Origin of the sequence: Intrasporangium sp. DVR, from assembly GCF_040365325.1 — a bacterium.
GTDB lineage: Bacteria > Actinomycetota > Actinomycetes > Actinomycetales > Dermatophilaceae > Intrasporangium.
The window spans coordinates 248,418-272,201 of record NZ_BAABZW010000005.1; the positions used below are offsets into that span (position 1 = coordinate 248,418).

General features: G+C 71.9%; 23 protein-coding genes. 10 read left to right on the forward strand and 13 right to left on the reverse strand.

Annotated features, from left to right (window positions below; all coding sequences use genetic code 11):
- Nucleotides 1-3: 3 nt before the first annotated feature.
- From ABWV20_RS05735 to ABWV20_RS05750, 4 genes are all read right to left on the reverse strand, one after another.
- Nucleotides 4-525, reverse strand: a complete 522-nt coding sequence (locus ABWV20_RS05735; RefSeq protein ID WP_353353866.1) for a cation:proton antiporter regulatory subunit — start codon at nt 523-525, stop codon at nt 4-6.
- Nucleotides 526-595: 70 nt separating this feature from the next.
- Entirely contained in the window at nt 596-4,054 is a 3,459-nt protein-coding gene (locus tag ABWV20_RS05740; protein WP_353353867.1) for a DEAD/DEAH box helicase, read from the reverse strand.
- Nucleotides 4,055-4,138: 84 nt separating this feature from the next.
- Nucleotides 4,139-5,158: an LLM class flavin-dependent oxidoreductase gene (locus ABWV20_RS05745; RefSeq protein ID WP_353353868.1), complete on the reverse strand. Its 1,020-nt coding sequence runs from the start codon at nt 5,156-5,158 to the stop codon at nt 4,139-4,141.
- Nucleotides 5,159-5,179: 21 nt separating this feature from the next.
- Nucleotides 5,180-5,713, reverse strand: coding sequence for a DUF1697 domain-containing protein (locus tag ABWV20_RS05750; protein WP_353353869.1), 534 nt, complete (start codon nt 5,711-5,713; stop codon nt 5,180-5,182).
- Between the two features lie 51 nt (nt 5,714-5,764).
- Here ABWV20_RS05750 and ABWV20_RS05755 point away from each other — a divergent pair, with 51 nt between their 5' ends.
- Together ABWV20_RS05755 and ABWV20_RS05760 are read left to right on the forward strand one after the other, a co-directional pair.
- Nucleotides 5,765-6,241, forward strand: coding sequence for an acyl-CoA thioesterase (locus tag ABWV20_RS05755; RefSeq protein WP_353353870.1), 477 nt, complete (start codon nt 5,765-5,767; stop codon nt 6,239-6,241).
- Nucleotides 6,238-6,717, forward strand: a complete 480-nt coding sequence (locus ABWV20_RS05760; RefSeq protein WP_353353871.1) for a TY-Chap domain-containing protein — start codon at nt 6,238-6,240, stop codon at nt 6,715-6,717. Before ABWV20_RS05755 ends, ABWV20_RS05760 begins: the two co-directional genes overlap by 4 nt.
- Before the next feature lie 65 nt (nt 6,718-6,782).
- Here ABWV20_RS05760 and ABWV20_RS05765 read toward each other — a convergent pair whose 3' ends face one another.
- From ABWV20_RS05765 to ABWV20_RS05775, 3 genes are all read right to left on the reverse strand, one after another.
- Nucleotides 6,783-7,532 carry a class I SAM-dependent methyltransferase gene (locus tag ABWV20_RS05765; protein WP_353353872.1) on the reverse strand — a complete coding sequence of 250 codons (750 nt, stop codon included), beginning with the start codon at nt 7,530-7,532 and terminating at the stop codon, nt 6,783-6,785.
- A gap of 120 nt (nt 7,533-7,652) precedes the next feature.
- Nucleotides 7,653-8,483, reverse strand: a complete 831-nt coding sequence (locus ABWV20_RS05770; RefSeq protein ID WP_353353873.1) for an SDR family NAD(P)-dependent oxidoreductase — start codon at nt 8,481-8,483, stop codon at nt 7,653-7,655.
- Nucleotides 8,484-8,515: 32 nt separating this feature from the next.
- Complete coding sequence (locus ABWV20_RS05775) at nt 8,516-9,484, reverse strand: NADPH:quinone oxidoreductase family protein (RefSeq protein ID WP_353353874.1); 969 nt, start codon at nt 9,482-9,484, stop codon at nt 8,516-8,518.
- Between the two features lie 96 nt (nt 9,485-9,580).
- Here ABWV20_RS05775 and ABWV20_RS05780 point away from each other — a divergent pair, with 96 nt between their 5' ends.
- Nucleotides 9,581-10,858 carry a DUF4921 family protein gene (locus ABWV20_RS05780; RefSeq protein WP_353353875.1) on the forward strand — a complete coding sequence of 426 codons (1,278 nt, stop codon included), beginning with the start codon at nt 9,581-9,583 and terminating at the stop codon, nt 10,856-10,858.
- Nucleotides 10,859-10,900: 42 nt separating this feature from the next.
- On the opposite strand, the gene ABWV20_RS05785 is transcribed toward ABWV20_RS05780, so the two are convergent.
- Entirely contained in the window at nt 10,901-12,364 is a 1,464-nt protein-coding gene (locus tag ABWV20_RS05785; RefSeq protein ID WP_353353876.1) for a flavin-containing monooxygenase, read from the reverse strand.
- A gap of 67 nt (nt 12,365-12,431) precedes the next feature.
- Between ABWV20_RS05785 and ABWV20_RS05790 the strand changes: the two genes are divergently transcribed.
- Nucleotides 12,432-14,462 carry an oxidoreductase gene (locus ABWV20_RS05790; protein WP_353353877.1) on the forward strand — a complete coding sequence of 677 codons (2,031 nt, stop codon included), beginning with the start codon at nt 12,432-12,434 and terminating at the stop codon, nt 14,460-14,462.
- Nucleotides 14,463-14,559: 97 nt separating this feature from the next.
- Nucleotides 14,560-14,805 carry a hypothetical protein gene (locus ABWV20_RS05795; RefSeq protein WP_353353878.1) on the forward strand — a complete coding sequence of 82 codons (246 nt, stop codon included), beginning with the start codon at nt 14,560-14,562 and terminating at the stop codon, nt 14,803-14,805.
- Between the two features lie 72 nt (nt 14,806-14,877).
- Here ABWV20_RS05795 and ABWV20_RS05800 read toward each other — a convergent pair whose 3' ends face one another.
- Both ABWV20_RS05800 and ABWV20_RS05805 read right to left on the reverse strand, forming a co-directional pair.
- On the reverse strand, nt 14,878-16,155 hold the full coding sequence (locus ABWV20_RS05800; protein ID WP_353353879.1) for a glycosyltransferase: 1,278 nt from the start codon (nt 16,153-16,155) through the stop codon (nt 14,878-14,880).
- Nucleotides 16,152-17,180: an LLM class flavin-dependent oxidoreductase gene (locus ABWV20_RS05805; RefSeq protein WP_353353880.1), complete on the reverse strand. Its 1,029-nt coding sequence runs from the start codon at nt 17,178-17,180 to the stop codon at nt 16,152-16,154. Before ABWV20_RS05805 ends, ABWV20_RS05800 begins: the two co-directional genes overlap by 4 nt.
- 104 nt (nt 17,181-17,284) lie before the next feature.
- Here ABWV20_RS05805 and ABWV20_RS05810 point away from each other — a divergent pair, with 104 nt between their 5' ends.
- The gene (locus ABWV20_RS05810; protein ID WP_353353881.1) at nt 17,285-17,770 is read left to right on the forward strand and encodes a PH domain-containing protein; all 486 of its coding nucleotides are present in this window, start codon (nt 17,285-17,287) and stop codon (nt 17,768-17,770) included.
- A complete protein-coding gene (locus ABWV20_RS05815; protein ID WP_353353882.1) occupies nt 17,767-19,281 on the forward strand; it encodes a PH domain-containing protein in 1,515 nt (504 codons plus the stop codon). The genes ABWV20_RS05810 and ABWV20_RS05815 overlap by 4 nt, the downstream gene beginning before the upstream one ends.
- A gap of 34 nt (nt 19,282-19,315) precedes the next feature.
- On the opposite strand, the gene ABWV20_RS05820 is transcribed toward ABWV20_RS05815, so the two are convergent.
- Nucleotides 19,316-20,293, reverse strand: a complete 978-nt coding sequence (locus ABWV20_RS05820; protein ID WP_353353883.1) for an acetoacetate decarboxylase family protein — start codon at nt 20,291-20,293, stop codon at nt 19,316-19,318.
- A 242-nt stretch (nt 20,294-20,535) separates the two neighbouring features.
- Between ABWV20_RS05820 and ABWV20_RS05825 the strand changes: the two genes are divergently transcribed.
- Together ABWV20_RS05825 and ABWV20_RS05830 are read left to right on the forward strand one after the other, a co-directional pair.
- Nucleotides 20,536-20,967 (forward strand): Hsp20/alpha crystallin family protein, encoded by a 432-nt coding sequence (locus ABWV20_RS05825; protein WP_353353884.1) that lies wholly within the window; start codon nt 20,536-20,538, stop codon nt 20,965-20,967.
- A 114-nt stretch (nt 20,968-21,081) separates the two neighbouring features.
- Nucleotides 21,082-21,345, forward strand: coding sequence for a hypothetical protein (locus ABWV20_RS05830; protein ID WP_353353885.1), 264 nt, complete (start codon nt 21,082-21,084; stop codon nt 21,343-21,345).
- A 283-nt stretch (nt 21,346-21,628) separates the two neighbouring features.
- On the opposite strand, the gene ABWV20_RS05835 is transcribed toward ABWV20_RS05830, so the two are convergent.
- Together ABWV20_RS05835 and ABWV20_RS05840 are read right to left on the reverse strand one after the other, a co-directional pair.
- The gene (locus ABWV20_RS05835) at nt 21,629-22,276 is read right to left on the reverse strand and encodes a 4a-hydroxytetrahydrobiopterin dehydratase (protein WP_353353886.1); all 648 of its coding nucleotides are present in this window, start codon (nt 22,274-22,276) and stop codon (nt 21,629-21,631) included.
- Between the two features lie 26 nt (nt 22,277-22,302).
- Nucleotides 22,303-22,881, reverse strand: coding sequence for a TIGR03086 family metal-binding protein (locus ABWV20_RS05840; RefSeq protein WP_353353887.1), 579 nt, complete (start codon nt 22,879-22,881; stop codon nt 22,303-22,305).
- 51 nt (nt 22,882-22,932) lie between these two features.
- Between ABWV20_RS05840 and ABWV20_RS05845 the strand changes: the two genes are divergently transcribed.
- Nucleotides 22,933-23,766, forward strand: a complete 834-nt coding sequence (locus ABWV20_RS05845) for a helix-turn-helix domain-containing protein (RefSeq protein ID WP_353353888.1) — start codon at nt 22,933-22,935, stop codon at nt 23,764-23,766.
- The last annotated feature ends 18 nt before the right edge of the window (nt 23,767-23,784 follow it).

Genomic DNA, 23,784 nt, shown 5'->3' on the forward strand with positions numbered 1-23,784 from the left:
GCCTCAGGCCGGTCCGGCGCAGAGGGCTCGCACCTCTTCGGTCCACCCCTTCTCGATGAGCGCTGCCAGGGTCCGGAGGCCTCGCTCCGTGCCGATCGCGACGAGCGTGTCGCCCACGTGGAGCCGCTCGGAGGGTGTCGGCGAGGAGATCACGTCGTCACCCCGCACGATGGCGACGACGGAGCAGCCTGTCCTGGTGCGGGCGTGCGTGTCGGCGAGCGACCGACCGCCGTAGGGGCTCTCTGCAGTGATCGGCAGCCTGGCCGACTCGAGGCCCGGCACCTCCCGGGACAGGTCGGCGAAGCGCTGGCTCATCCGGGCCGCGCCGAGCAGCTCTCCGATCGCGAGCGCCTCGTCGGCGTCGAGGACGATGCTCTCGACCGCCTCGTCCGGGTCGTCCGGGGAGTACGTCCCGACCTGGACGCCACCGTCGCGCTCGACGACGACGACGATGGCCCGACCGGCGCGCGTTGCCAGCTCGTAGCGGATGCCGACACCCGGAAGGAGCGTTTCCTCGATCTCCATGGGCGCATTCTGGCAGCAGCCGCCACCACCCACCCCTCGGTCTGGCCGGGTCGGCTCGCGCGGCGCCGCGTCACTCGAGGCCGAGCAGGGCCCTGACGTCCTCGGTCGAGATGGCGCCGGACAGGGCGCCGCCCTCGTCGACGACGCGCTGGAAGAGGTCACGCTTGCGTTCCTGGAGGGCGACGACCTTCTCCTCGATGGTCCCTGCCGAGACGAGCCGGTAGACGGTGACGGGCTTGTTCTGCCCGATGCGGTGGGCGCGGTCGATGGCCTGCGACTCTGCGGCAGGGTTCCACCAGGGGTCGAGGACGAAGACGTAGTCCGCCTCGGTGAGGGTCAGGCCGAACCCGCCCGCCTTGAGACTGATGAGGAAGGCCGTGGCATCCCCCTCTCGGAACCCACGGATGACGGCTGGGCGGTCCGTCGTGGACCCGTCGAGGTAGGCCGTAGCGACCCCCGCCGTGTCGAGGGCGCGCTGGACCACCCGCAGGAAGCCGGTGAACTGGCTGAAGACGAGGGCCCGGTGGCCTTCTGCGGCGAGCTCCCTGAGCTGGTCGACGAGGAACTCGACCTTGGCCGCGGTCGCCTTCCCGCGATGGGCCTCGTCGACGAGGCCCGGGTCGAGGGCGAGCTGCCGCAGGCGGGTCAGCGAGGCGAGGATGGCGACGCGGTTGGCCTCTGCGTCGGTGAGCAGGCCGAGCACGCGTTGCCGCTCGCGCTGCAGGTGCTGGTCGTAGATGTGGCGATGGACCGGATGCGGGTCGAGCGCGACGACCTGGATCTGCTTGGGCGGCAGGTCGAGGGCCACCTGCTCCTTGGTCCGCCGCAGCATGAGCGGGCGGATGCGGCGCCGGAGGTGGTCGAGCAGCTCCGGCCGGGCGCCCGACTCGATGGGCTTGCGGTAGTTCTTGGTGAAGACGTCAGGCCTGGGGTAGAGCCCGGGCGCGGTCAGGGAGAGCAGCGCCCAGAGGTCCATCAGGGAGTTCTCCAGGGGCGTGCCCGTCACGGCGATGGTGAAGGGAGCGCCGAGGCGACGGATCGCCACGTGCGTCTTGGCCTGACGGTTCTTGACGAACTGCGCCTCGTCGAGGACGACGCCGCCCCAGTCCACGCCGTGGAACGCGGCATCGTCGAGCCGGAGCACGGCGTAGGACGTGACGACGACCTGAGCGGACCCGACCGCCTCGGCGACCGTGGTGCCCCGTTTGCGGCTCGTGTCGGTGAGGGCCACGACGCGGAGGTGCGGGGCGAAGGTGTCGAGCTCACCGAGCCACGTCCCGACGACACTCGTCGGCGCGACGATGAGGACCGGTCCGCGGCCCTCCGTCGCGGCGAGCGACCCGATGGCGCCGAGCTCGTCGCGCTCGTGGGCGAGGGCCAGGACGGCGATGACCTGGAGTGTCTTGCCCAGTCCCATGTCGTCGGCGAGGATGCCGCCGATCCGGGCGTCCCAGAGCCGGGCGAGCCAGTGGTAGCCCTCGAGCTGGTAGGGCCGGAGGGTGGCGCGCAGGCCGGCCGGCACGGAGGGAGGCGGGACGGCCACCTCGGAGCGCAGCGCCTCGACGTTCGTCGCCCACCGTGCGCTCTGGCGGTCCACGACGCCGAGGGCGGCGAGCTCCTCCCACAGGTCGACGTGATGGGCGGAGAGGCGCAGCGCGCCGGACTCCGGGTCGGCGATCTCGCGAGCCTCCTCGATGAGGGCGCGGAGGCGCACCAGCTCCGGCTGGTCGAGCCGGAACCAGGCGCCGGAGTCGAGCACCATCACCTCCTCGCCCGCTGCGAGCGCGGCGAAGAGCGGCTCGAAGGGCACCTCCTCCCCGTCCACCTCGACGGAGACCCGCAGGTCGAACCAGTCGGTGGCCTCCCCGGGTGTCTGCCTCGTCCCGGCCGCTCCGTCCGGTCCTGCGGAGTCCGACGTGCCGAGGCGGATGACCGGCGTGCTCGTCACCTCCTCATAGGGGGGCAGCTCACCATCCACCTCGACGAGGACGTGATCGTCCGACTCGAGCGCGTCGAGCTGCTCCGCGACGAACCGTGCCGCGTCGATTCCCTTGAGCTCCAACCGGCTTGTCAGATGCAGGTGACCGCTCGAGTCACGCCACGTCGCCCCGGGCACGAGCTCCAGCGAGGTCGCCGACTCCAGCGCAGCCAGCTCCGCCGCCCGGTCGCGAGCGGCCCCACCGAACCGTGGGGTGGTGAACGAGCGGATCCGCCCGCCGTAGGCGAAGCCGAGATCCAGGCGCACCTCCCCCGGCACGTCAGGCTGCACGAGCACGTGCACCTGCACCCGCTCGGGCCCGGTCTGGAGCTCGAGGTCCGGCACCGGCAGGGGGACCTCGGAGCGGACCCGGACGTGGTCGCGCAGTCCGGGCACGGCCGCCTTGAGGAAGCGCGCCCGCTCGTCCGCGGGCACGCGCAGCCCGGCGAGCGCCTGGAGGATGCCGGCACGGTCGAGCCCGAGGTCCTGCTCGAGCGGCAGGAGGCTGAGCGTCCCGTCCGGCCCCTCGACCACGAGGCCGTGGACCGGGTCGCCGATGTGGAGCACCTCGCCCTCGGGCAGCTCCCCGGTCGTGACGCGCAGCAGCAGGTCTCCCGAGTCGTCGTCGGCCCGCAGGACGTGGAGGACCAGCTGGACGGGCTCGTCGAGCAGGCGCACCGGGCCGACCACCCCTTCACCCGGGAGCAGGGCGATCCCGGCGTCCCGCGCCTCCTGGAGCAGGGGCCACACCTCCGGGCTGGCGTCGAGGGCGAGCGGGGCTGCGGCAGTGAAGTAGGTCGTGTTGCCGGACCCCTTGCGCACCTCGTCGCGGAGCCGCGCCATGATCCGCTCGTGCTCGGGCAGGTAGCGGATGCCGGACCGCCACTGCGGCAGGGCGTCGTGCCAGGTCAGGCTCTGGTGCCACGTCCCGGTCCGGGTCCACCGAGTGGCCCGCAGCCCATAGCCGATCTCGGGCTGCCGCTGCCAGCCGGCGCTGCGGTAGATCGTGTCGACGAAGAGCCCAGCCGGCATGAGGTCGCCTCGTGGCTCAGGGGGAGCTGGCACGTCGCGCTCCGGGGCCCGTGGCCGCACGTGGCCGAGCACCTCCGACCAGTGGGGCTCACGGGGCGAGCCACCCGGGGCGCCGGGCGTCGTCGCACCGGCCGACGAGGCCTGCGGGTCGACGCCCTCGGCCACCTGAGGCTGCGGCGGGGGCGGCTCCTTGCCGTGCGCGACGTCCCGAGCGAGGAGGAGCAGCGCGACGACGTGCTTGCAGTCGGACCCGACGGGGCAGCTGCACCGGCCGGACCACAAGGGCGCACGCCCCTTCGGGTGCGGCCGCGCCTCGACGATCGTCTGGTAGGTCTCCGACCCACTGCCCTCGACGGTGCCGAGGATCATCATCCCCTCGGGTCGTGCGGCCAGCGACCGGACCCGGCGCTGCGCCGCGTAGGCCGCTCCTCGCTCGAAGGTCCGGGAGCCCACCTGCTGGGCGATCTCGGGGTCGGTGAGGTCGCCGACCCACGTCGCCCGGCCCACGCTCCACGCCATGGACCGACTCTAGGCTCGCGGGCCGACACCGGGGCGGCTCGATCCACAGGGCCCCACGTCTGGAGCCGAGCGTCCGCGGCGGACTCAGCGCCAGCCGAGCTGGGGGGCGAGGTGGGTCAGAACGCTCTCGACGACGTGGGCGTTGTAGTCGACACCGAGCTGGTTGGGCACGGTCAGGAGCAGCGTGTCCGCAGCCGCGATGGCCTCGTCCTCGGCCAGCTCCGCGACGAGTCGGTCCGGCTCTCCGGCGTAGCTCTTCCCGAACCGCGCGAGGCCGCCCTCGAGGTGGCCGACCTGGTCCTGGCTCGCCGTCTCCCGGAGGAAGAGCTGGCGGTCGAGGTCACTGACGATCGGGAAGATGCTGCGGCTGACCGAGACCCGTGGCTCGCGCTCATGGCCCGCGGCGTTCCAGGCGTCGCGGAACCGCTGGATCTGCTCCGCCTGGAGCTGGTGGAACGGCACGCCGGTGTCCTCGGTGAGCAGGGTGCTGCTCATCAGGTTCATCCCGAGCTCGGCGCTCCACTCGGCGGTGGCCCGAGTGCCCGCGCCCCACCAGATCCGGTCCCGCAACCCCGGCGAGTGCGGCTCGATCCGGAGCAGGCCGGGCGGGTTGGGGAACATCGGCCTGGGGTTGGGCTCGGCGAAGCCCTCCCCCTCGAGGACCTGGAGGAACGCCTGCGCATGGTCTCGGGCCATCGCCGCGGCGTCCGAGCCCTCCGCTGGGACGTGGCCGAAGTAGCGGTAGCCGTCGACGACCTGCTCCGGTGACCCCCGGCTGATGCCGAGCTGGAGTCGCCCGCCGGAGATGAGGTCGGCGGCGCCCGCGTCCTCGGCCATGTAGAGCGGGTTCTCGTAGCGCATGTCGATGACGCCCGTGCCGATCTCGATCCGGCTCGTCCGGGCGCCGACGGCGGCGAGCAGCGGGAAGGGCGACGCGAGCTGGCGGGCGAAGTGGTGGACCCTGAAGTAGGCGCCGTCCGCCCCGAGCTCCTCGGCGGCGACGGCGAGGTCGATCGACTGGAGGAGCGCGTCGGCGGCGGACCGGGTCTGCGAGTGCGGCGACGGGGTCCAGTGTCCGAAGGACAGGAAACCGATCTTCTTCATGAGACCTCCACGTGCATCAGCTCAGCCCCACTTCTCGGCGAGGGCGTTGATGACCTTGACGTTGCGGTTCGTCGCCGGGCCGAGGATCTTCTCGATGGCGGCGTTGGACACCTTTGCGGCGTGGTAGGGCACGTCGAACAGGAAGTGTACGGCCCTGTCCCGCACAGCGATCCGCTCTCCATCGCGCGAAAGACCCTCCACCCGTCGGGCATCCGCAGCGCTGGGCGTCTCCTTCAGCAGGCTGACGTACTGGCCGTATGCCGCTGGGCCGGCTTCCCCGAGGGCCGTCGCGTCGCGTGCCACCCGGGTCAGCTCCTTCGAGGTGAAGGCCATGGTCACCACAGGGAAGCCTCGGTCTCTCTCGAAGAGGGCTTCGAGTGCCGCCTCGAGCTTGGCGCGGGAGCGGAGCGGGCTCGTCAACCGGACATTGCCGGTCTGGATGTGGGTCTCGACGTCGCCGTACCCGGCCTCGTTGAGCACGGAGCGCAGCTCCGCCATCGGGTACGCGCGCGCGCCGATGTTGACGGCCCGCAGGAAGACGATCCACGTCGACATGAATGCAGGCTACGTGGCCCAAAGGCGGCTGTCGTCGGGCAGGATGGGCGGGTGGCCGATCCGCGCACCCTGACGCTCTCGGACTTCCCCGTGCATCGGCCGGTGACGACCCGGTGGTCCGACAACGACATGTACGGGCACCTCAACAACGCCGTGTACTACGAGCTGTTCGACTCGGCGATCAACGGTTGGCAGGCTGACCACGTCACGATCGACCCGCTGACCGACCCCACGCAGGGTGTCGTCGCCGAGTCGGGCTGCACGTTCTACGCCGAGGTCGCCTTCCCGACGCCGATCGTGATCGGACTTCGCATCACCCGCCTGGGCAAGAGCAGCGTCACCTACCAGCTCGGTCTCTTCGTCGACCCGGTGGCGGCCGAGGTGGGCGACGGGGCGCCGAAGGCAGTGGGCCACTGGGTCCACGTGGAGATCGACGCCGACACCAGACGCCCGACGCCGATCCCCGAGCACCTGCGCCGGCTGCTCGAGACGGCCGTCGTGGACGCCGAGGCCACGGACGGGCCATGAGCACTCCCTCGGTGGAGGAGTCGTGGGACTCCTGGACCGCCCGCACCGCAAGCCTGCTGGCACAGCTCGGCCCGGACGACTGGGTGACGTTCGTCGTGCATGTGGACTCTGCGGCCACCGTGGCCGAGCGCCGGGCCCAGGCGCGGAAGGGATGGCGGCGGGCGCTCGCGCCACCTCCGTCGCCGCCCCCGGTCCCCGACGTGTTCGTCCAGGCCAGGCGCGTGGAGGCGCTGCTGGTCCTCGAGTGCATCGCTGACGCCGAGTTCGAGGGCATCACCGACCTCACTCCCAGGCAGCTGGACACCCTTGTCACGCTCGGCTGGGAGCGCACGGGCGACGACCCCGACTTCGGCGCGACGTTCGACCCGTCCGAGGCCGCTGATGCCGCTGATGCCGCGGAGCTGCTCGCCGCGAGCCTTCGCGGTGTGCTGGGCGCCGACTCCCCGAGCCGGGTCGACGTCCGCCGCAGCCCCTGACCCCGTCGAGTGTGCACTTCCCGCCGCTCACCCCTCGTCGAGTGTGCACTTCCTGCCCCATCCCCTCAGAGGCCCCTTGCCCGGGAAGCGCGCACGAACGTGATCGGCCCGAACCGGTGGTCGAGGTGCGCAACCTCCCGGGCATCCTCGAAACCGGCCGCGGCGAGGAGCGACACGATGCCGCTGCCCACGCTCTGGGACCGGATGCGATCCCGTCGGTTCCGTCCGAGCAGCGAGAGCAGCTGCGGCAGGTGCCCGAGCGCGCTGTGCCCGCGCCCATGATGGTGGGCGTGGTCGGAACCGGATGCGGCCTCGCCGAAGTCGACGACGGTCACCTCACCGCCGGGACGCAGGGCGCGCATGGCATCGCCTGCGAAGGCCACGCGGCCGGCGTCGTCGAGATGGTGCAGCGCGAGTGACGTGACGACGTGGTCGAGTGAGGCGTCGTCCGCCGGGAGCCGGTCCGCGTAGCCCTGGACCAGAGTGAGGTCGACACCCCGGCGCCCGGCCTTCCGGGCCGCCCTGCGCAGAGCGGCCCCATCCGGGTCGAGGCCGGTGACACGGGCGGCCGGCTGAGCCCTGAGGAGGGCAAGGGACAGGTTTCCGGTTCCGCAACCGACATCGAGGACGGTCTGGCCAGGCGCGATGTCGACGAGCTCCACGGCACGCCGGTGGAGCGCGTCGGCGCCGGCCACCCGGCTGAAGAGGTCGTAGAACGGCATGAGCCAAGCCCTCGCCATGCCCGGGAGGAACGGGCGGCCCCGCTCGGCGGGAGTGCGCTGGTCGACGATGCGGGCGGTTGTCTTCCTGGTCACGAGTTCTCCCTTGGGCTAGGCGGTCGCGCGTTGTCCCCTCCAGCATCCGACGTCTGCCGCGTCAGAAGCAGTCGGCACGAAGTGCACACTCGACTGAAGGTGGCGGGTGGAGGGCGGGCGCTAGCTCGTCGCCGTCGAGTGTGCGTCTCTGCTCAGGCGGGCACCGGCCCTGCGCATGGTCCGGCTGTACACCGGCCGCGCGAATCTCTTGAGCCGCCAGGCGATTCGGCCCTCGGGGTCAGTGAGGATGACATCGCGTCGCGCGTCGATGCCCTTGATGACGATGGCCGCGACGTCCTCCGCGGACCGCCTGGACCGATCGAGCATGCGGCGCCCGGCCGCCTCCATCGCTCCGTCGTTCCCCGCGAACGAGGCGCCGAGGTTGGTCCGGAAGAACGCCGGGCAGACGACCGACACCGTGATCCCGTGTGGTGCCAGCTCGTGGTCCAAGGTCTCGCTGATGGCCACGACGGCTGCCTTGACCGCGTTGTAGGACGCCATCCCGGGCGCGTGGACGAGGCCGGCGAGCGAGGCGACGTTGACGATGTGCCCGTTCTCCTGCTCCTTGAAGAGCGGCGTGAAGGTCCGGCAGCCCCGAACGACCCCGAGCAGGTTGACGTCGACGATGCGGTGCCACTCGTCCATCGCCGCCACGTCGATCCGGCCGCCCGTCGCGATGCCCGCGTTGTTGATGAGCAGGTCGAGCCCGCCCCACGTATCCATCACGTGGCCATGGGTGCCCGCCCAGTCGTCGTCGCTCCGGACGTCGAGCGACAGGTAGTCCACCGTGTCCGGCACCGCGTCCGGCCGGGTGAGCGGGATGTCGGTGGCCAGGACACGGTCGCCCCGCTCGGCGAGCCCGCGCGCGAGCGCCAGCCCGAGCCCCGAGGCGGCGCCGGTGACGAGGACGCGCCGGGAGGTCGGTCGGGCAGGTGGCGAGCTGAGCGGCATACGGCTGACCCTACGTCGCGGGCGCGACCGGCTCACCGCACGCGCAGGGTCACCTTCCCGACGGCCCGACGCTCGTCGATCTCGGCGAGGGCCGCCGCGACCTCGTCGAGCGGATGGCTGCTGCCGATCGGCGGGTCGATGGCACCGCTCTCGAGGAGGGGGGTGATCGCCTTCCACTGGGCCCGCAGGTAGCCCGGCTCGCCCTGCCACATCGCGCCCCAGGCGACGCCGACGACGCTGATGTTGCCGAGGAGGAGCCGGTTGACCTTGACCTCCGGGATGGAGCCCGCGGTGAACCCGATGACGAGGATGCGCCCCTCGGGGGCGAGGCAGCGGAGGCTGTCGGTGAACCGGTCGCCGCCGACCGGGTCGACGACGATGTCGACCCCGCGTCCCCCGGTGAGCTCCTTCGCGGCGGCGAGGAAGCCGTCAGTGGCGATGACGTGGTGCGCGCCGGCCTGCTCCGCGACAGCGCGCTTCTCCTCCGACGACACGACGGCGATCACCCTGGCGTGCATCGCGCGAGCGAGCTGGATCGCCGCGGTCCCGATGCCACCGGCCGCCCCGTGGACGAGCACCGTCTCCCCACGCTCGATGCGGCCCCGTCGGGCGAGCGCGAAGTGGACGGTCAGGTAGTTCATCAGGAGGGCGGCGCCGGTGGTGAAGGAGACCCCGTCCGGGAGCGGGAAGACCATGTCCTCCGGCACCGCGACGGTCTCGGCGAAGGCGCCCAGGACGGGGAAGGCGGCCACCCGGTCGCCCGGCTGGAAGAGGCTGTCCTCACCCGCGCGGCGCACCACACCCGCGCACTCGGCGCCGGGAATGAAGGGCAGGTCGGGCTTCATCTGGTAGAGGCCCCTGGTCAGGAGCACGTCGGGGAAGCTCACCCCGGCCTCGTGGACGTCGACCAGGACGTGACCCGGCTCGAGCGTCGGCTCGTCGACCTCGTCGATGGTGACGGCGGCGGGCCCGTCGAGGGCGGAGACTCTGGCTGCACGCATGTAGGGGACAGTAGCCCGAGCCGTCCCGGCGCACGGCGCCGCCGGCTGTGACGTGGGCTACGCACGTGGGCCGGAGCACAGGCTTAGTCTGGCCGGGTGATCGAGCCGCTGACGCGACTGCCCGACGGGACCATCAAGCAGGTCAACCCGTTCACCGGGACGAAGGTGTGGACGCTCCCGGGCCGTGGTCGTCGACCGATCGAGCGTGTGCCCCGCCCCCCGCTGCCCATCGACCCCGCCGATGCCGACCGGATCTGCGCGTTCTGCCCGCAGCGGGCCCTCGAGACGACCCCGGAGATCGCCCGCCTGGTGCGCGACACCGCCTCCCCCGACGGATGGCGAGAGGTCCGCGGTCTGAGCGCCGAGGAGGTCACGGCCAGTCCCGCGGAGTTCCGGCTCGTGCCCAACCTCTTCGAGATCCTCTCCTTCGACTACTGGCACCTGACGCATGGGTGGGAGCCGACGCCGGCGATGACGGCCCGCCGCGAGGCGTACCTCTCGACACCGGTCGGGCGTGAGCACGTCGAGCGGCTGGCCCGGATCCGGGTCGCCGCCCGGGCTGACGACGGGACGGTCGACGAGCCGCTCTCCGAGGCGGACGTCGAGCGCGAGGCGATCGGGCTCTTCGCCGGCAACCACCTGCTCGTCGTCGCCCGGAGGCACTTCGAGGAGGGCGCGACGGACGACTCGCGCCTGCGCGGGTCCGGCCGGCTGACGCCGGAGGAGCATCGGAAGTACGTCGACTTCTCCATCGCGACGATGCGCGACGTCTACCGCGACAACGAGCACGCCTCGTATGTCAGCGTCTTCCAGAACTGGCTCCAGCCGGCGGGGGCCTCGTTCGACCACCTGCACAAGCAGGTCGTCGCCATCGACGAGCTCGGCGCCGACCTCGAGCGCGAGCTGGAGCAGGTCTCCCGGGAGCCCGACCTCTACGAGCGGTGGGGGCGGCGGTATGCCGCTGAGCGCGGTCTCGTGGTCGCCTGCACTCCCAGCGCGGTGGCGTTCGTCGGGATCGGGCACCGGTTCCCGGCCCTGGAGGTGCACTCCCTGGTGACGGACCGGTCCCCGTGGGAGCTGACCCCCGACGAGGTCCGGGACTTCGCCGACCTGCTGCATGCGTGCCATGCCGCGACGGGGGTCGAGGTGCCGAGCAACGAGGAGTGGCACCACCGGCCGCCGACCGTGGACCTGCCGATGCCGTTGCGGGCCGTGCTCAAGTGGCGGATCTCGACGCTCGCCGGCTTCGAGGGCGGGACGAAGATCTACGTCAACACCGTCAGCCCGTGGTCCGTCCACGAGCGCGTCGTCAGCCGGCTGCGTGAGCTGGTCGACGCAGGGGCGGTGTCGGCCGACGTGCGCCTCGATGGGTGAGCCGCCGCGTGGAAGCCGGCCCAGCGGCATACGGGCTGCGCGTCAGCGGAAGGCCATCGAGTCCGTGACGTCCCCGCCGAGCAGCTCGCGGCGGTCGAGCAGGTAGTTCTGCCGCATCAGCCACGGCGCGCGGTCGCCCTGTCGGGGCAGCCGGCCCGCGGCCCGCTGGACGTAGCCGGAGCTGAGGGGCAGCAGCGGCCGGGCGACGAGGTCCGCCGGCGGCTGCGGAACCGCCACGGTGAGCCCGTTGGAGGCCAGGTGGTTGAGGAGCCGGCAGACATACCGGGACGCGAGGTCGGAGCGGAGCGTCCAGGAGGCGTTGACGTAGCCGACGGACAGGGCGAAGTTGGGCACGTCGCCGATCATGAGACCGCGGTAGACCCGCAGCTCCGACGTCGGCCGGCGCTCGCCGTCCACCGAGACGTCGATGCCACCTGCGACGAGGATCTTGAGACCGGTCGCCGTGACGATGACATCGGCCTCGAGCTCGCGCCCGGAGGTGAGCCGGACCCCACGCTCGGTGAAGGTGTCGACCGTGTCCGTCAGGATCTCGGCCCGCCCGTCGCGCAGGGCGTCGAAGAGGTCGCCGTCGCGGACGACGCAGAGGCGCTGGTCCCACGGGTCGTAGCTGGGCGTGAAGTGCTCCGCGACGAGCTCGTGGGCGTCGGGCACCTCAGCCAGCCCGCGACGGACCCCCTTGAGCAGCAAGGCCCTCGCCCAGCGCGGCCGGCGTCGGCTCAGCTGGTAGAAGGCCATGCTGAACAGGACGTTCTTGTAGCGGACCGCGGTGCCGGCGACCTTCGACGGCAGGACCCGGCGGAGCGTGTCGGCGACGCGGTCGCGCCTCGGGAGGGCGGTGACCCACGTCGTGGAGCGCTGGAGCATCGTGACGTGGGCTCCGCGCTCAGCCAGGGCGGGGACGAGCGTCATGGCGGTGGCGCCGGAGCCGATCACCACGATCCGCGCCCCCTCCGGGTCGAGGTCGTCCGGCCAGAACTGCGGGTGGATCAGGCGTCCGCGGAAGCGCTCCTCGCCGGGGAAGTCCGGTCGGTGGCCTGAGTCGTAGTCGTAGTAGCCGCTGCACAGGTAGAGGAAGCCGCACGTCATCGTGGTCGTCGCGTCGGCGGTCTGCACCGTCACGGTCCATCGGGCGGCCTCGCTCGACCAGTCCGCGGCGACGACGCGGTGCCGCAGCCGGATGTGCTCGTCGATGCCGTGCTTGGCGGCGGTGCGCCGGATGTAGTCGCGGATCTGGTCCCCGTCGGCGATGGCGTCCGCCTCGGACCACGGCTCGAAGGGGAAGCCGAGCGTCGCCATGTCGGAGTCGGACCGGATCCCCGGGTAGCGGAACAGGTCCCACGTGCCGCCGATGGCGTCCCGCCCCTCGAGGATGGCCCACGTCCGGGCGGGGCACTCCGTCTGGAGGCGGTAGGCCGCGTTGATCCCGGACAGGCCGGCTCCGACGATGAGCACGTCGACGTGCTCGGGCGGGCTCGGCGGGGTCACGCCCGTCATTGTGACGTATGCCGCTGGGCCTGCTACCACGGAGTAGCCCCCCGATACGCTCGGCCGGGTGAGCACCTACCCCCACCTCCTCGAGCCGCTCGACCTGGGGTTCACCACCCTGCGCAACAGGGTCGTCATGGGATCGATGCACACGGGCCTCGAGGACCGGGCGGCCGACTTCGACCGGCTCGCGTCCTACTTCGCCGAGCGCGCCCGCGGCGGGGTCGCCCTCATGGTGACCGGAGGCTTCGCCCCGAACCTCGAGGGCACCCTCTACCCCGGCGGGTCGGTCCTGATGACCAGCCGCCAGGCGAGGCGACACCAGCGGGTCACCGACGCGGTGCACCGCGAGGGCGGCAAGATCGCCCTGCAGATCCTGCATGCCGGCCGGTACGCCTACCACCCCCTCGGGGTGACGGCGACGACGAGCAAGGCACCGATCTCCCGGTTCACCGCTCGCGGCCTGTCCGAGCGCGGGGTCCGCCGCCAGGTGGAGGCCTACGCCCGCTGCGCGCGCCTGGCCCGCGAGGCCGGCTACGACGGGGTCGAGATCATGGGCTCGGAGGGCTACTTCCTCAACGAGTTCCTCGCGCCGCGGACCAACCAGCGCACCGACTCCTACGGCGGCACGCCGGAGAATCGGCGCCGACTGCCGGTCGAGGTGGTCCGCGCCGTCCGCGAGGCCGTCGGCCCGGACTTCATCGTCATCTACCGGCTGTCGATGCTCGACCTCGTCCCGGACGGCCAGTCGTGGGACGAGATCGTCGCTTTGGCGAAGGAGGTCGAGGCGGCCGGGGCCACCATCATCAACACGGGCATCGGCTGGCACGAGGCCCGCGTTCCGACGATCGTCACCTCGGTCCCTCGCGGCGCCTTCGTCGAGGTGACCGGCCGGCTGCGGCCCGAGGTGTCGATCCCCGTGGTCGCGTCCAACCGGATCTCGATGCCCGACCTCGCCGAGCAGGTCATCGCCGACGGCAAGGCCGACCTCGTCTCGATGGCCCGGCCGTTCCTCGCCGACCCCGACTGGGTGCTCAAGGCGGCCGAGGGACGGGCCGACGAGATCAACACGTGCATCGCCTGCAACCAGGCGTGCCTCGACCACACCTTCTCGAAGAAGACGGCCTCGTGCCTCGTCAACCCGCGAGCCGGCCACGAGACCCTGCTCGTCCTCGCCCCGACGCGCACGACCAAGCGGGTCGCCGTCGTCGGTGCCGGGCCCGCCGGCCTGGCCACTGCGGTGGCGGCTGCAGAGCGCGGCCACGAGGTCGAGCTCTTCGAGGCGGCGAACGACATCGGCGGGCAGTTCGCCATCGCGATGCGGATCCCCGGCAAGGAGGACTTCGCCGAGACCGTCCGCTACTACCGCCGCCGCCTCGACCTCACCGGCGTCAAGGTCCACCTCGGACGCCGGGCCGAGGCCGAGGACCTGGCCGGTTTCGACGAGGTCGTCGTGGCGACCGGGGTCGAGCCGCGCGTCCCCGACCTGCCCGGGGTCGACCACCCCAAGGTCGTCACGTATGCCCAGGTCGTCCGGGAGGGCGCACCCGTCGGACGCACCGTCGCCGTCATGGGCGCCGGCGGGATCGGGGTCGACGTGGCCGAGTTCCTGACGCACCCGCACCACACCGTCGAGTCCCCGCTGTCCGTGGCGGAGTGGATGGCCGAGTGGGGGGTCGGTGCGCCCGACGCCTCCCGGGGCGGGCTCGTCAAGCCGGCCCCGGCGCCGTCGCCCCGCGAGGTGCACCTCCTCCAGCGCAAGAGCAGCCCGATCGGCAAGGGGCTCGGCAAGACGACCGGCTGGGTGCACCGAGCGGCTTTGAGGGCCAAGGGGGTCCACCACCACGTGGGGGTGAACTACGAGCGGATCGACGACGCGGGGCTGCACATCAGCTTCGGCGAGGAACGCCGCGACCCGCAGGTGCTCGACGTCGAGACGATCATCCTGTGCACCGGTCAGGAGTCGGTCAACGGTCTCGTCCCGGCGCTCCGCCACCGCGGCGTCAGCGTCCACGTCATCGGCGGCGCGGACGTCGCCGCCGAGCTCGACGCGAAGCGCGCCATCAAGCAGGGCGCCGAGCTCGCCGCCCGCCTCTGACTCCTGCCCCCCGGGAGCCCTGTCCCCGTCCAGTGTGCGATTCTGGCGGTGCGGGCACGACACGAACTGCACACTCGACGAAGGGCTGGGCGTAGCGATGTTCGATCTCACCGGCGTCGAAGTGCTCGTCGTCGTCGTGTGGCTGATCGGCGTCGTCGTGGCGGTCGACGGCTACCGCCGCGGCGACCGGGGTCCTCGTGGGGTCGCCGTCATCCTCCTCGCCATCGCCGTCCCTGTGGTCGGCTCGCTCCTGGCACTGGTCCGCGCGGTGGGGCGACGGACACGGAGTGCCCACTCGACCACGCGCTCGACGGTGCAGGACCTCCCGCACCACCGCCCATAGCGCGGGAGGGCTGGTACGCCCGTCGGGCTGGGAGCGAGCTCAGCGGCATACGGGCGACCTGCGCACGACTGCTCAGGCCGTATGCCGCTGGGCCGGCTTCTCGAGAGCCGCACGGATCGCTGCCGTGGCGTTGCCGACGCCGTCCTCGGCGCGGATCACCTCGCCGAGCGCGCCGGCCTCCCGCGCGACTTCGGGACGGGCGGCCGAGGTGACGGCTGCGGCGAGCCCCTCGGCGGACAGGTGCTTGCGATGGATCGGCGCAGCGCCGACCCCGAGCTCGTGGACGCGCCGACCCCAGTAGGGCTGGTCGGCGATGTGGGGGACGACGACCTGGGGCACCCCCGCGCGCAGGGCGGCAGCCGTCGTCCCGGCCCCGCCGTGGTGGATCACGACCGACATCTCCGGGAAGAGCGCGTCGTGCGGGGCGCCGTCGATGGCGAGGACGGTGTCGGGGAGGTCCTCGGCGTGCAGCTGTGCCCAGCCGGCGTTGAGCACGCCTCGCCGGCCGAGACGGTCGAGGGCCGTGACGAAGGACCGCACGACGCCGGCCGGGTCGGCGGTCGCCATGGAGCCCAGGCCGAGGTAGACGGGCGCAGGGCCGTCGGCGAGGAAGACCCCAAGCTCCGTCGGCGGTTGCCAGGCCGTCGTCCGGTCGACGAACCAGAACCCCGTGGCGGTGAGGTCGGGCCCCCATTCCGGGGCGGGCGGCACGACCCGGGGACTGACCGCAAGCACCGTGGGGACTCGTCGGGCTGAGGCGACGTAGTCGCGGAACGTCCCGCGGGGCAGGCCGAGCCGGCGTCGCACCACGTCGCCGGTCGAACGCACGACGTCCCAGGCGGCGTAGGCGGCGCCCCAACCCCAGAGACGGTTGAGGAGCGAGGTGGAGCGCGGCCGCAGCGCGAAGGTCGCCGAGGCGCCCAGTGCCGTGGGCCAGGTCGGCTGGAACATCGCATAGACGTGGTGCTTGCCTGCACGCCCGGCCAGCACCTCCATCGCCTCGAAGGTCAGCGGTCCGGACACGAACGCGTCGGCTCGGTCGCTGAGGCGGATCAGGTCGTCGGCGAGCGGCTCGGCGACGTAGCGCACCACCTTGCGCATGAGGTAGGCCTCGCGCTGCTGGTTGGTGCTCGTGCCGCCGAGCCACTGCTGACCGAGCTCGCTGCGGACGCCCTCCATCACCTCGAAGGAGAGCGGCTCGAAGCCGAGGCCGTGCTCCGCGACGAACGGCCCGAAGTCGGCGGCCGCGGCGACCGACACGGAGAACCCCTCACGGCGGAGGCGGTCGCCCAGGGCGAGCATCGGCTGGACGTCACCTCGCGAACCCATCGCGAGGAGCAGGATCGTCACGCCAGCAGCTCACGCACCCGCGGTGCCACCTCGGTCGCGTAGAGCCGGATACTCTCCATCCGCAGCTCGTGCGGCAGGGTCCCGACGGAGTACTTGAGCTGGAAGCGTGTCGCGCCGAGGACCTTCATCGTGTCGGCGATCTTCTGGGCCACCGTCTCGGGGGAGCCGCAGTAGATGGCGCCGTCGGGTCCGAGCTGCTGCTTGGCCTGCTCCACGGTCATCGGGGCCCAGCGACGCTCGCGGCCCAGCTTGTTCCTGTATGCCACCTGGTGCGGCAGGAACTCCGCCTCGGCCTGCTCGTCGGTGGCCGCGACGTAGCCCGGGGAGTGGACGCCGACCGGGCGAGGCTCCTTGCCCATCTCGTCGAGCGCGCGACGGTAGAGGTCGGCGAGCGGGGCGAACTGGCGCGCCGACCCGCCGATGATGGCGATGACCACCGGGAATCCGTAGTGCGCGGCGCGGACCACCGACTGCGGCGTGCCGCCGACCCCCACCCAGACGGGCAGGTGCCCGGACTCCGTTGCGGGCTGGACGAACTCGACGTCGACGGGAGGGCGGATCGTGCCCTGCCACTTCACCGGCTGCTCCGCGACCACGGCGGCCAGCAGGCTGAGCTTCTCGTCGAAGAGCGTCTCGTACTCCGACAGGTCGAGGCCGAAGAGCGGGAAGGACTCGATGAACGAGCCCCGCCCCACGGTGATCTCGGCGCGCCCCCTGGAGACGGCGTCCACCGTGGAGAACCGCTGGAACACCCGGATCGGGTCGTCGGAGGACAGCACCGTGACCGACGTGCCGAGCCGGATCCGGTCGGTCCGGGCAGCGAGCGCGGCCAGCACGGTGTCGGGCGCGGAGATCGCGTAGTCCTTCCGGTGGTGCTCCCCCACCCCGAAGAAGTCGAGGCCGAGCTCGTCCGCGAGCTCGGCCTCGGCGATCACCTCCCGGATGACGACGGCTGGGTGGAGTGGCTGCCCGTCAGTGCCGTTGGCGATGTCACCGAAGGTGTCGAGGCCGAGTTCGAGGCTCATGTGCCCACCGTAGGTGCCGCTCGGCGGCAGGGACAACGACCTGCCGTATGCCGCTGGGCCGGCCGAGCGTCGAAGGTGGCCTCCCCGTGTGAAACGGTGGACGGGTGCAGCTGCGTGAGCCCGCGAACCTCGTCTCGCCGAGGGCCATCCGGATGTGGACCGTCGAGGCGGTCATCGGCGCCCTGTTCCTCGGGGCCGTCCAGGTCGGCTGGTGGCTGGTCGACGACGCCCCCGACCGCACGATCCACCAGGTCGTGGCGGTCGTCTGGCTCGTGCTGTCGGCGGCCTACGCGGTGGGGATGCCTCGATGGCGCTACCGCGTGCACCGTTGGGAGGCGACGCGGCACGCGATCTACACCCAGACCGGCTGGCTCAACCAGGAGCGGCGGATCGCGCCGCTGTCTCGCGTGCAGACGGTGGACCTCGAGCGCGGGCCCATCGCGCAGCTCTTCAGGCTGGCCACGGTGACGGTGACGACTGCCTCCGCCGCCGGGCCCCTGGAGATCGCCGGGTTGGACCTCGAGGTCGCGCGCCACCTGGTGGAGACCTTGACGACTGCCGCCGTCGCGGAGAAGGGCGATGCCACGTGAGTGACCCCGCCGACGAGGCCGGGTGGCGCAGGCTGGACAAGCGGATGCTCCTCATCCACCCGCTCCAGTCGCTGATCCAGGCACTCCCGGCCCTCCTGGCGATCTTCGTCGCCCGGATCGGGGCCGAGGACTCCGACCGGTGGGAGCTCCTCGCGCTCCCCGTGGTCGTCGCGTTCGGCGTGCTCCGCTGGATGACGACGCGCTACCGGGTCAGCGACGAGCAGATCGAGCTGCGCCGCGGGCTGCTCAACAAGCAGACCCGCACGGCCCGACTCGACAAGGTGCGCACCGTCGACCTGACCGCGCAGCTGCACCACCGTGCCCTGGGGCTGGCCAAGGTCGAGATCTCGACGGGCAGTGCGGGCAAGGACCGGCTCGTCCTCGACTCGCTCGGCGTCGAGGAGGGCCGTCATCTCCGCGCCGAGCTGCTCCACCGCGCTCAGCCGGTCGACCCGGCCCTGGACGCCCTGCCCGCCCCGACCGGCCCCGCTGTCGACCTCGAGGCCCCCGCGCCCCAGCCCGCGACCGAGGCCGCCGCGGCGGACGAGGAGCTGGTGCGGCTCGACCCGACCTGGGTGAGGTTCGCGCCGTTCACGATGACCGGTATCGGCACCGCGGCCGCCATCTTCGGCTTCGTCAGCCAGGGGCTCGGACGGGTCTACGAGCAGGGCGACCTCTACGAGTCGGGCGCCGACTGGGTTCGCGAGCTGGCCTGGTGGGTCGACGTCCTCGGCGTCATCCTCATCGTCTCGCTCCTCGCCGTGGGTGCGTACGTCCTGTCCTTCTGGGGCTTCCGCCTGCGCCGGAACCACACCGGCAGCCTGCACACCCGTCGTGGCCTGCTCACCAGCCGGGAGGTCGGGATCGACCACACCCGCGTGCGAGGCGTCGAGGTCGGTGAGCAGCTCGGCCTGCGCCTGGCCGGGGGCCGGCGCCTCAAGGCGGTGAGCACCGGGCTCCAGGGTGAGGCCGGGGGTGGTTCCGACTGGCTCGCCCCACCCGCACCCGTGGGCGTCGTCGAGGCCGTCGCGACCGCCATCACCGGGGACGCCGAGGCCGTCTCGGCAGCGCTGCTCCCGCACGGTCCGGCCGCGCGCCGGCGCCGCCTCACGCGGGCCCTGCTCCTGCCCAGCGTCCTGGTGACGGTTCTGACGGCCGGGTGGCTGCTGCGTGACTGGCCCGGTTGGCCGCTCTGGTTCGCCCTCCCGTTGTTGGTGGGCTCCTGGTTCCTCGGCCGCGATCGGTACCGCGGTCTGGGACATCTGGTCACCGCACGCCACCTCGTCAGCCGCAGCGGGTCGTTCGACCGGCGGCGAGCCGTCCTGGCCCGCCCCGGGGTCATCGGCTGGACGGTCCGGCAGTCCTTCTTCCAGCGTCGCGTCGGCGTCGTGACCCTCATCGCGACGACGGCGGCCGGTCGGCAGCACTACGACCTCGTCGACCTGACACCGGACCGGGCCTACGAGCTCATCGACGAGGTGACGCCCGAGCTGCCCCGTCAGTTCAGCTGACGGCCGGACGTCGACCGCCGTTCCGTCCTCCAGCTCAGGCGTGCGCCCTCTGCCCCTGCTGAACACCCACGGTGGCTGGGACCTGGTCGACCCGACCAGGCATGCGGTAGAGGTCGATCGGGCCCGTCCCGGGATATGACAGGGTGAAACGTCCGCGTCCACGGTCCCGGCCGAGATGGCCGACGTAGTCCCGCGCCGGCCCCACCGGTGTGCCCACGGGGAGGATGAAGCTGGCGTCGAGGTAGCTCGTCACGGCCAACGGCTCCGCGACGACCTCGAGGGTGCGGAGCCGGTCCGCAACCGGGTGCCGTCCGAGGAGGAGATGCCCGGAGCCCGCTCCCCTTCTGGACTGCCGGTGTCCCGACACCGGGACGACGGTCTCGATCAGCCGGCCCCGCTGCACCGAGTACGCCGTGACGGGCGCATGGTCTGCCAGGACGGGACCCCCGGTCCGGACCTCGAGGGTGAGGATGTGCGTCTCACCCTCGCTCAGGACGACCTTCCGACGCCCGGGTTCTTCAGTGAAGTCCATGTCGGCCACGAACTTGGGAAGGCCGTAGCCGGTCCGTCCCCCGTCACAGGCCTGCTTGGTCGTGACCGGCAGGTCGAGGATGAAGCCACCGCCGCCACTGATCATGGCTTGGACCAGACCGAGTCCCCGGCGCCGGGGCTTCCCACGGGTCACGACCACGGCCACGCTGATCTCCCCGTAGGGAGTGAGAAGCTGCCGAGCACCGCGGGCGTCCTCGGCGGAGACGTGCTGATAGCGGTAGGCCGCGAGCAGGACGAGTGCGCGGCCGTCGAACCATCGAACGGGATACAGGTCGTCCGATGGGAGAACGTCCTGCACCGCGTCCAAGGATGCGAGATGGATGGTCTCGAAGAGGTCGGCGCGGTGATAGAAGACGGGGGCGCGGAGGCCGACCCCGTCCAGGTCCCACACGGGGCCACGACCGGCCCAGGACTGGAAGTCCTCGGAGCGCCTCCGAGTGGTCAGACGCCACGATGCCATCGTCGTTCCCCCTTGTGCCTCGGGCATGACTGGCCAGCAGGGGGCTGCGTCCTCTGGAGGCCACCGTGTGTCCACCATCGGGCGCTCCCGAAGCCGCGAGAAGAGGCGAACGTCCTGCCCTCGTTGGGGGCTTGACGGCGAGCGGGAATTCGGTGCAAAGTTGAGTCGTTACCACTCAAGAAAGGTGCGTCTGCCCGGCTCGCTGCCGAGCAGCAGTTCGAGTTCAGAGGAGTGACACTCACATGACCAGGACCTTCGACCCGTTCCGGGAGATGGACCGACTCTTCGGCGAGGGGTTCCGCACGGCGACGCCGGGCCCCATGCCGATGGACCTCTACCGCCGCGGTGAGACCTTCATCGCACAGATCGACCTCCCGGGCGTCGACCCGGGCTCGATCGACATCGACGTCGAGGACCGCACGCTCACGGTGCGCGCCGAGCGGATGAGGGAGAACCTCGACGACGTCCGCTGGCTGTCCCACGAGCGGCCGACCGGCACGTTCGCCCGGCAGCTGTCGCTGGGCCGCGGGCTGGCGCTCGACGACATCCAGGCGGACTACCGCAACGGCGTCCTCACGCTGACGATCCCCGTCGCCGAGGAGGCCAAGCCGCGCAAGATCTCCGTCTCGCACACCGACGACAAGAAGGCAGCGATCGAGAGCCAGGCGAGCTGATCACGATGCTGACCTGACCGCCGAGAAGGCGAGGGCCCGACCTCATGCCGAGGCCGGGCCCTCCCCGCGCCCGGCAGCTACGATGAGCCCCTTCACCTCGAGCCAGGAGGGCCCGTGCTGCGTTCAGCCACGTTCCGTGAGGCGCTGCACAGCCGCCGCTACCGTCTCTTCGCCGCGCTCGGCTTGGTGCTCCTCGTGCTCTCAGCCGTGTGGTGGGGACAGGGCTGGTGGGCCCACCTCCTGCAGCTGGCCGGCGCCGGGCTCATCGTCCTGCCGTTGCCGAGCCGTCCCTCACCCAAGAAGCGGGAGTCCACACCGGAGCTGCGTCCTGGGGGTGGGACCGGCACCCGCGCGGGGACGACCGAGACGCCGACGTAGCGGTTGCGGATCGTCAGGTCCTTCGCGGGCCGCACGCCCGTTCAGGCTCACCCTGCCGCCCGGCGAAGGGCTGGGGATGAGCGGGCCACTCGAGTGGACGTGGTCGCGGGGCCTGTGGAGAGCGGGGCCACTCGAGTGGACGTGGTCGCCGGGCCTGTGGAGAGCGGGGCCACTCGAGTGGACGTGGTCGCGGGGCCTGTGGAGAGCGGGGCCACTCGAGTTGGGCGAAGCGCTCACGTCTGCAGCCGGATCGCGGTGCCCGGCAGGGCCTGAGGTGCCGCGGTCAGCGGTCGAGGCAGGTGCAGACGCAGGCACGGTTGCCGTCCGGATCGGCGAGGACGACGAAGGACGGAGCGTTGTCGTTGTCCACGACCTGCCCCCCGGCCGCCACAGCGGCCGCTATCCGCTCCTCGGCGATGTCGTGCGGCACCCAGACGTCGAGGTGGAACCTCTGACGTGGTGTCCGGTGGGCGTCCGTGTCCTGGAACCACAGCAGCGGCACCCGGCCCTTCGGGTCGACGACGTCGGAGCCGTGCAACGCCTCGGCGCTCCCGGTCAGCAAGGCCGCCCAGAACGGGCCGACCGCAGCGACGTCCGCCGTGTCGAGGGCGAGCTCGATCTCGGCCACGGCGTGCGGCGCGGCCTCCACCCCCTGCTCCCGCGCGATCTCGCTGATCCGATGGGCGAGGTCGAGATCCCGCTGGGTGAGGGCGCCGGCGTCGTGGCTCATGAGCTTCAGGTCGACGTGCGGATAGGTGAGGGTCACGTCGGGGTGGTGGTTCATCGCCTCCGCGGCGTCGCCGACGGCGGTGACGAAGCGCACCCCCGCGGCGAAGTCCCCGGTGAGGTAGCGCGCGTGGAGGGCCTGGGCCAGCTTGCGCCAGTCATCGAGCCCGGCATCGAGGATCTGCTCTGTGGTGAGTCCGTCCATCAACCCAGTATGTGCGAGCAGGGAGGTCAGCGGCGGTGAGCGCGGCCCAGACGCGCAAGGACCGAGGCCTGCCGGTCGGCGTCGGCGGCCACCGGGAGCGCCGGTTTGCAGACCCCGTCGTCGTAGAGGTGTTCGCCGAAGGCCGGCAGCGCCGCCTCGATGGCCTCCAGCTCCGCGTCGCTGAACCTCTCGTCGCGGCCGGCCGCCCGAGCGAGGTCCCAGCGGTGGACGATGAGGTCGAACCCGTAGAAGTTCGCGACGGTGGCGTCGATGGTGGTCCGACCGAACATCCCGTCGTACTCCTGCGCGCACACCGACTCGTCCGCGAGGAGCCTCACCATCTCCTCGTCGTGCGCACGCCACGCGCTGACGGGGTCGTCGGTGACGTCGGGATCGGCGCCGAGCTCGAGCCCGCGGGTCCTGAGGAAGCCCCGCTGGGAGCCGATCACGTGCTCGAGCACGTCCCGTCCGGACCAGCCCTCGCATGCCGAAGGGGCGTCCCAGGCTGCTGGCGGGAGCGAGTCGACGACGGTGCCGAAGCGGTCGGCGAGGTCGGCATAGCGGTCGAGGACGGACGGGGCTGCGGTGTCGGTTGGTGAGGTCATGCGCCGACGCTACGAAGCCGGGCGTCGGAGGGTCTTGATACTTTCCGACACATGCCCGGCAGGCCCGACCCCGACACCGAGCCCGACACCGAGCCCGCCCACCTCCTCGACCCGGCCGACCTCCCCTTCACCATCGACCGCTACGCCGTCCGTCAGGATCTCGACCAGCTGGCCAGGAGGTTCTGGATCCCGGTGTGGGACGTGCCACTCGGCCGGGAGTCACCGCAGCGGGTCCTGCAGTACCCCGTGTGCCTCATCGTCGTGTCCCCGGAGTACGCCCGGTTCTACGGCGTGGTCCCCGGCCTGTCGTCGACGACGCTCGTCGGCCGAGGGTGGGCGCTCGGCCTCATGCTCCAGCCCGCGGCCGGCCACCTGCTCACGGGCCGGCCGGTGCGCGAGGTCACTGACCGCTTCGTCGACCTCGAGAGCGTGACCGGGCTCAGCGGCATACGGCTGGCTGACCGGATCCGGGACGTGATGGACGACGACCCCCGCGACGAACGACGGCGCACCGAGGCTCGCGGGCTCGTGGAGGACCACCTCGCTTCCCTCATGCCGGTGGACGAGGAGGGCCGCTTCGTCAACGCCGTCGTCGAGGCCGTCGAGACGACACCGGAGCTGCTGCGCGTGGACGACCTCTGTGAGCGTCTCGACATCGGCGAGCGGACGCTCCAGCGGGTCCTGCACAAGCGCGTCGGCATCAGCCCCAAGTGGCTGATCCGTCGTCGGCGCCTGCAGGAGGCGGCCGACCGCCTCCGCGACCGAGAGGCCGACCTGGCGGGCATCGCCGTCGACCTGGGCTACGCGGACCAGGCGCACTTCACCCGGGACTTCCGGGCCGCGACCGGCCTCACCCCCGGTCGCTTCGCCGCCCGGTTCCGCTGAGGGCGAGTGGACCGCGGG

What these genes read in the sequence shown, in the direction of transcription:
- ABWV20_RS05735 (WP_353353866.1), bottom strand. Translation starts at nt 525, where the DNA reads ATGGAGATCGAGGAAACGCTCCTTCCGGGTGTCGGCATCCGCTACGAG.
- ABWV20_RS05740 (WP_353353867.1), bottom strand. Translation starts at nt 4,054, where the DNA reads ATGGCGTGGAGCGTGGGCCGGGCGACGTGGGTCGGCGACCTCACCGAC.
- ABWV20_RS05745 (WP_353353868.1), bottom strand. Translation starts at nt 5,158, where the DNA reads ATGAAGAAGATCGGTTTCCTGTCCTTCGGACACTGGACCCCGTCGCCG.
- ABWV20_RS05750 (WP_353353869.1), bottom strand. Translation starts at nt 5,713, where the DNA reads ATGTCGACGTGGATCGTCTTCCTGCGGGCCGTCAACATCGGCGCGCGC.
- ABWV20_RS05760 (WP_353353871.1), top strand. Translation starts at nt 6,238, where the DNA reads ATGAGCACTCCCTCGGTGGAGGAGTCGTGGGACTCCTGGACCGCCCGC.
- ABWV20_RS05770 (WP_353353873.1), bottom strand. Translation starts at nt 8,483, where the DNA reads ATGCCGCTCAGCTCGCCACCTGCCCGACCGACCTCCCGGCGCGTCCTC.
- ABWV20_RS05775 (WP_353353874.1), bottom strand. Translation starts at nt 9,484, where the DNA reads ATGCGTGCAGCCAGAGTCTCCGCCCTCGACGGGCCCGCCGCCGTCACC.
- ABWV20_RS05795 (WP_353353878.1), top strand. Translation starts at nt 14,560, where the DNA reads ATGTTCGATCTCACCGGCGTCGAAGTGCTCGTCGTCGTCGTGTGGCTG.
- ABWV20_RS05805 (WP_353353880.1), bottom strand. Translation starts at nt 17,180, where the DNA reads ATGAGCCTCGAACTCGGCCTCGACACCTTCGGTGACATCGCCAACGGC.
- ABWV20_RS05820 (WP_353353883.1), bottom strand. Translation starts at nt 20,293, where the DNA reads ATGGCATCGTGGCGTCTGACCACTCGGAGGCGCTCCGAGGACTTCCAG.
- ABWV20_RS05825 (WP_353353884.1), top strand. Translation starts at nt 20,536, where the DNA reads ATGACCAGGACCTTCGACCCGTTCCGGGAGATGGACCGACTCTTCGGC.
- ABWV20_RS05835 (WP_353353886.1), bottom strand. Translation starts at nt 22,276, where the DNA reads ATGGACGGACTCACCACAGAGCAGATCCTCGATGCCGGGCTCGATGAC.
- ABWV20_RS05840 (WP_353353887.1), bottom strand. Translation starts at nt 22,881, where the DNA reads ATGACCTCACCAACCGACACCGCAGCCCCGTCCGTCCTCGACCGCTAT.
- ABWV20_RS05845 (WP_353353888.1), top strand. Translation starts at nt 22,933, where the DNA reads ATGCCCGGCAGGCCCGACCCCGACACCGAGCCCGACACCGAGCCCGCC.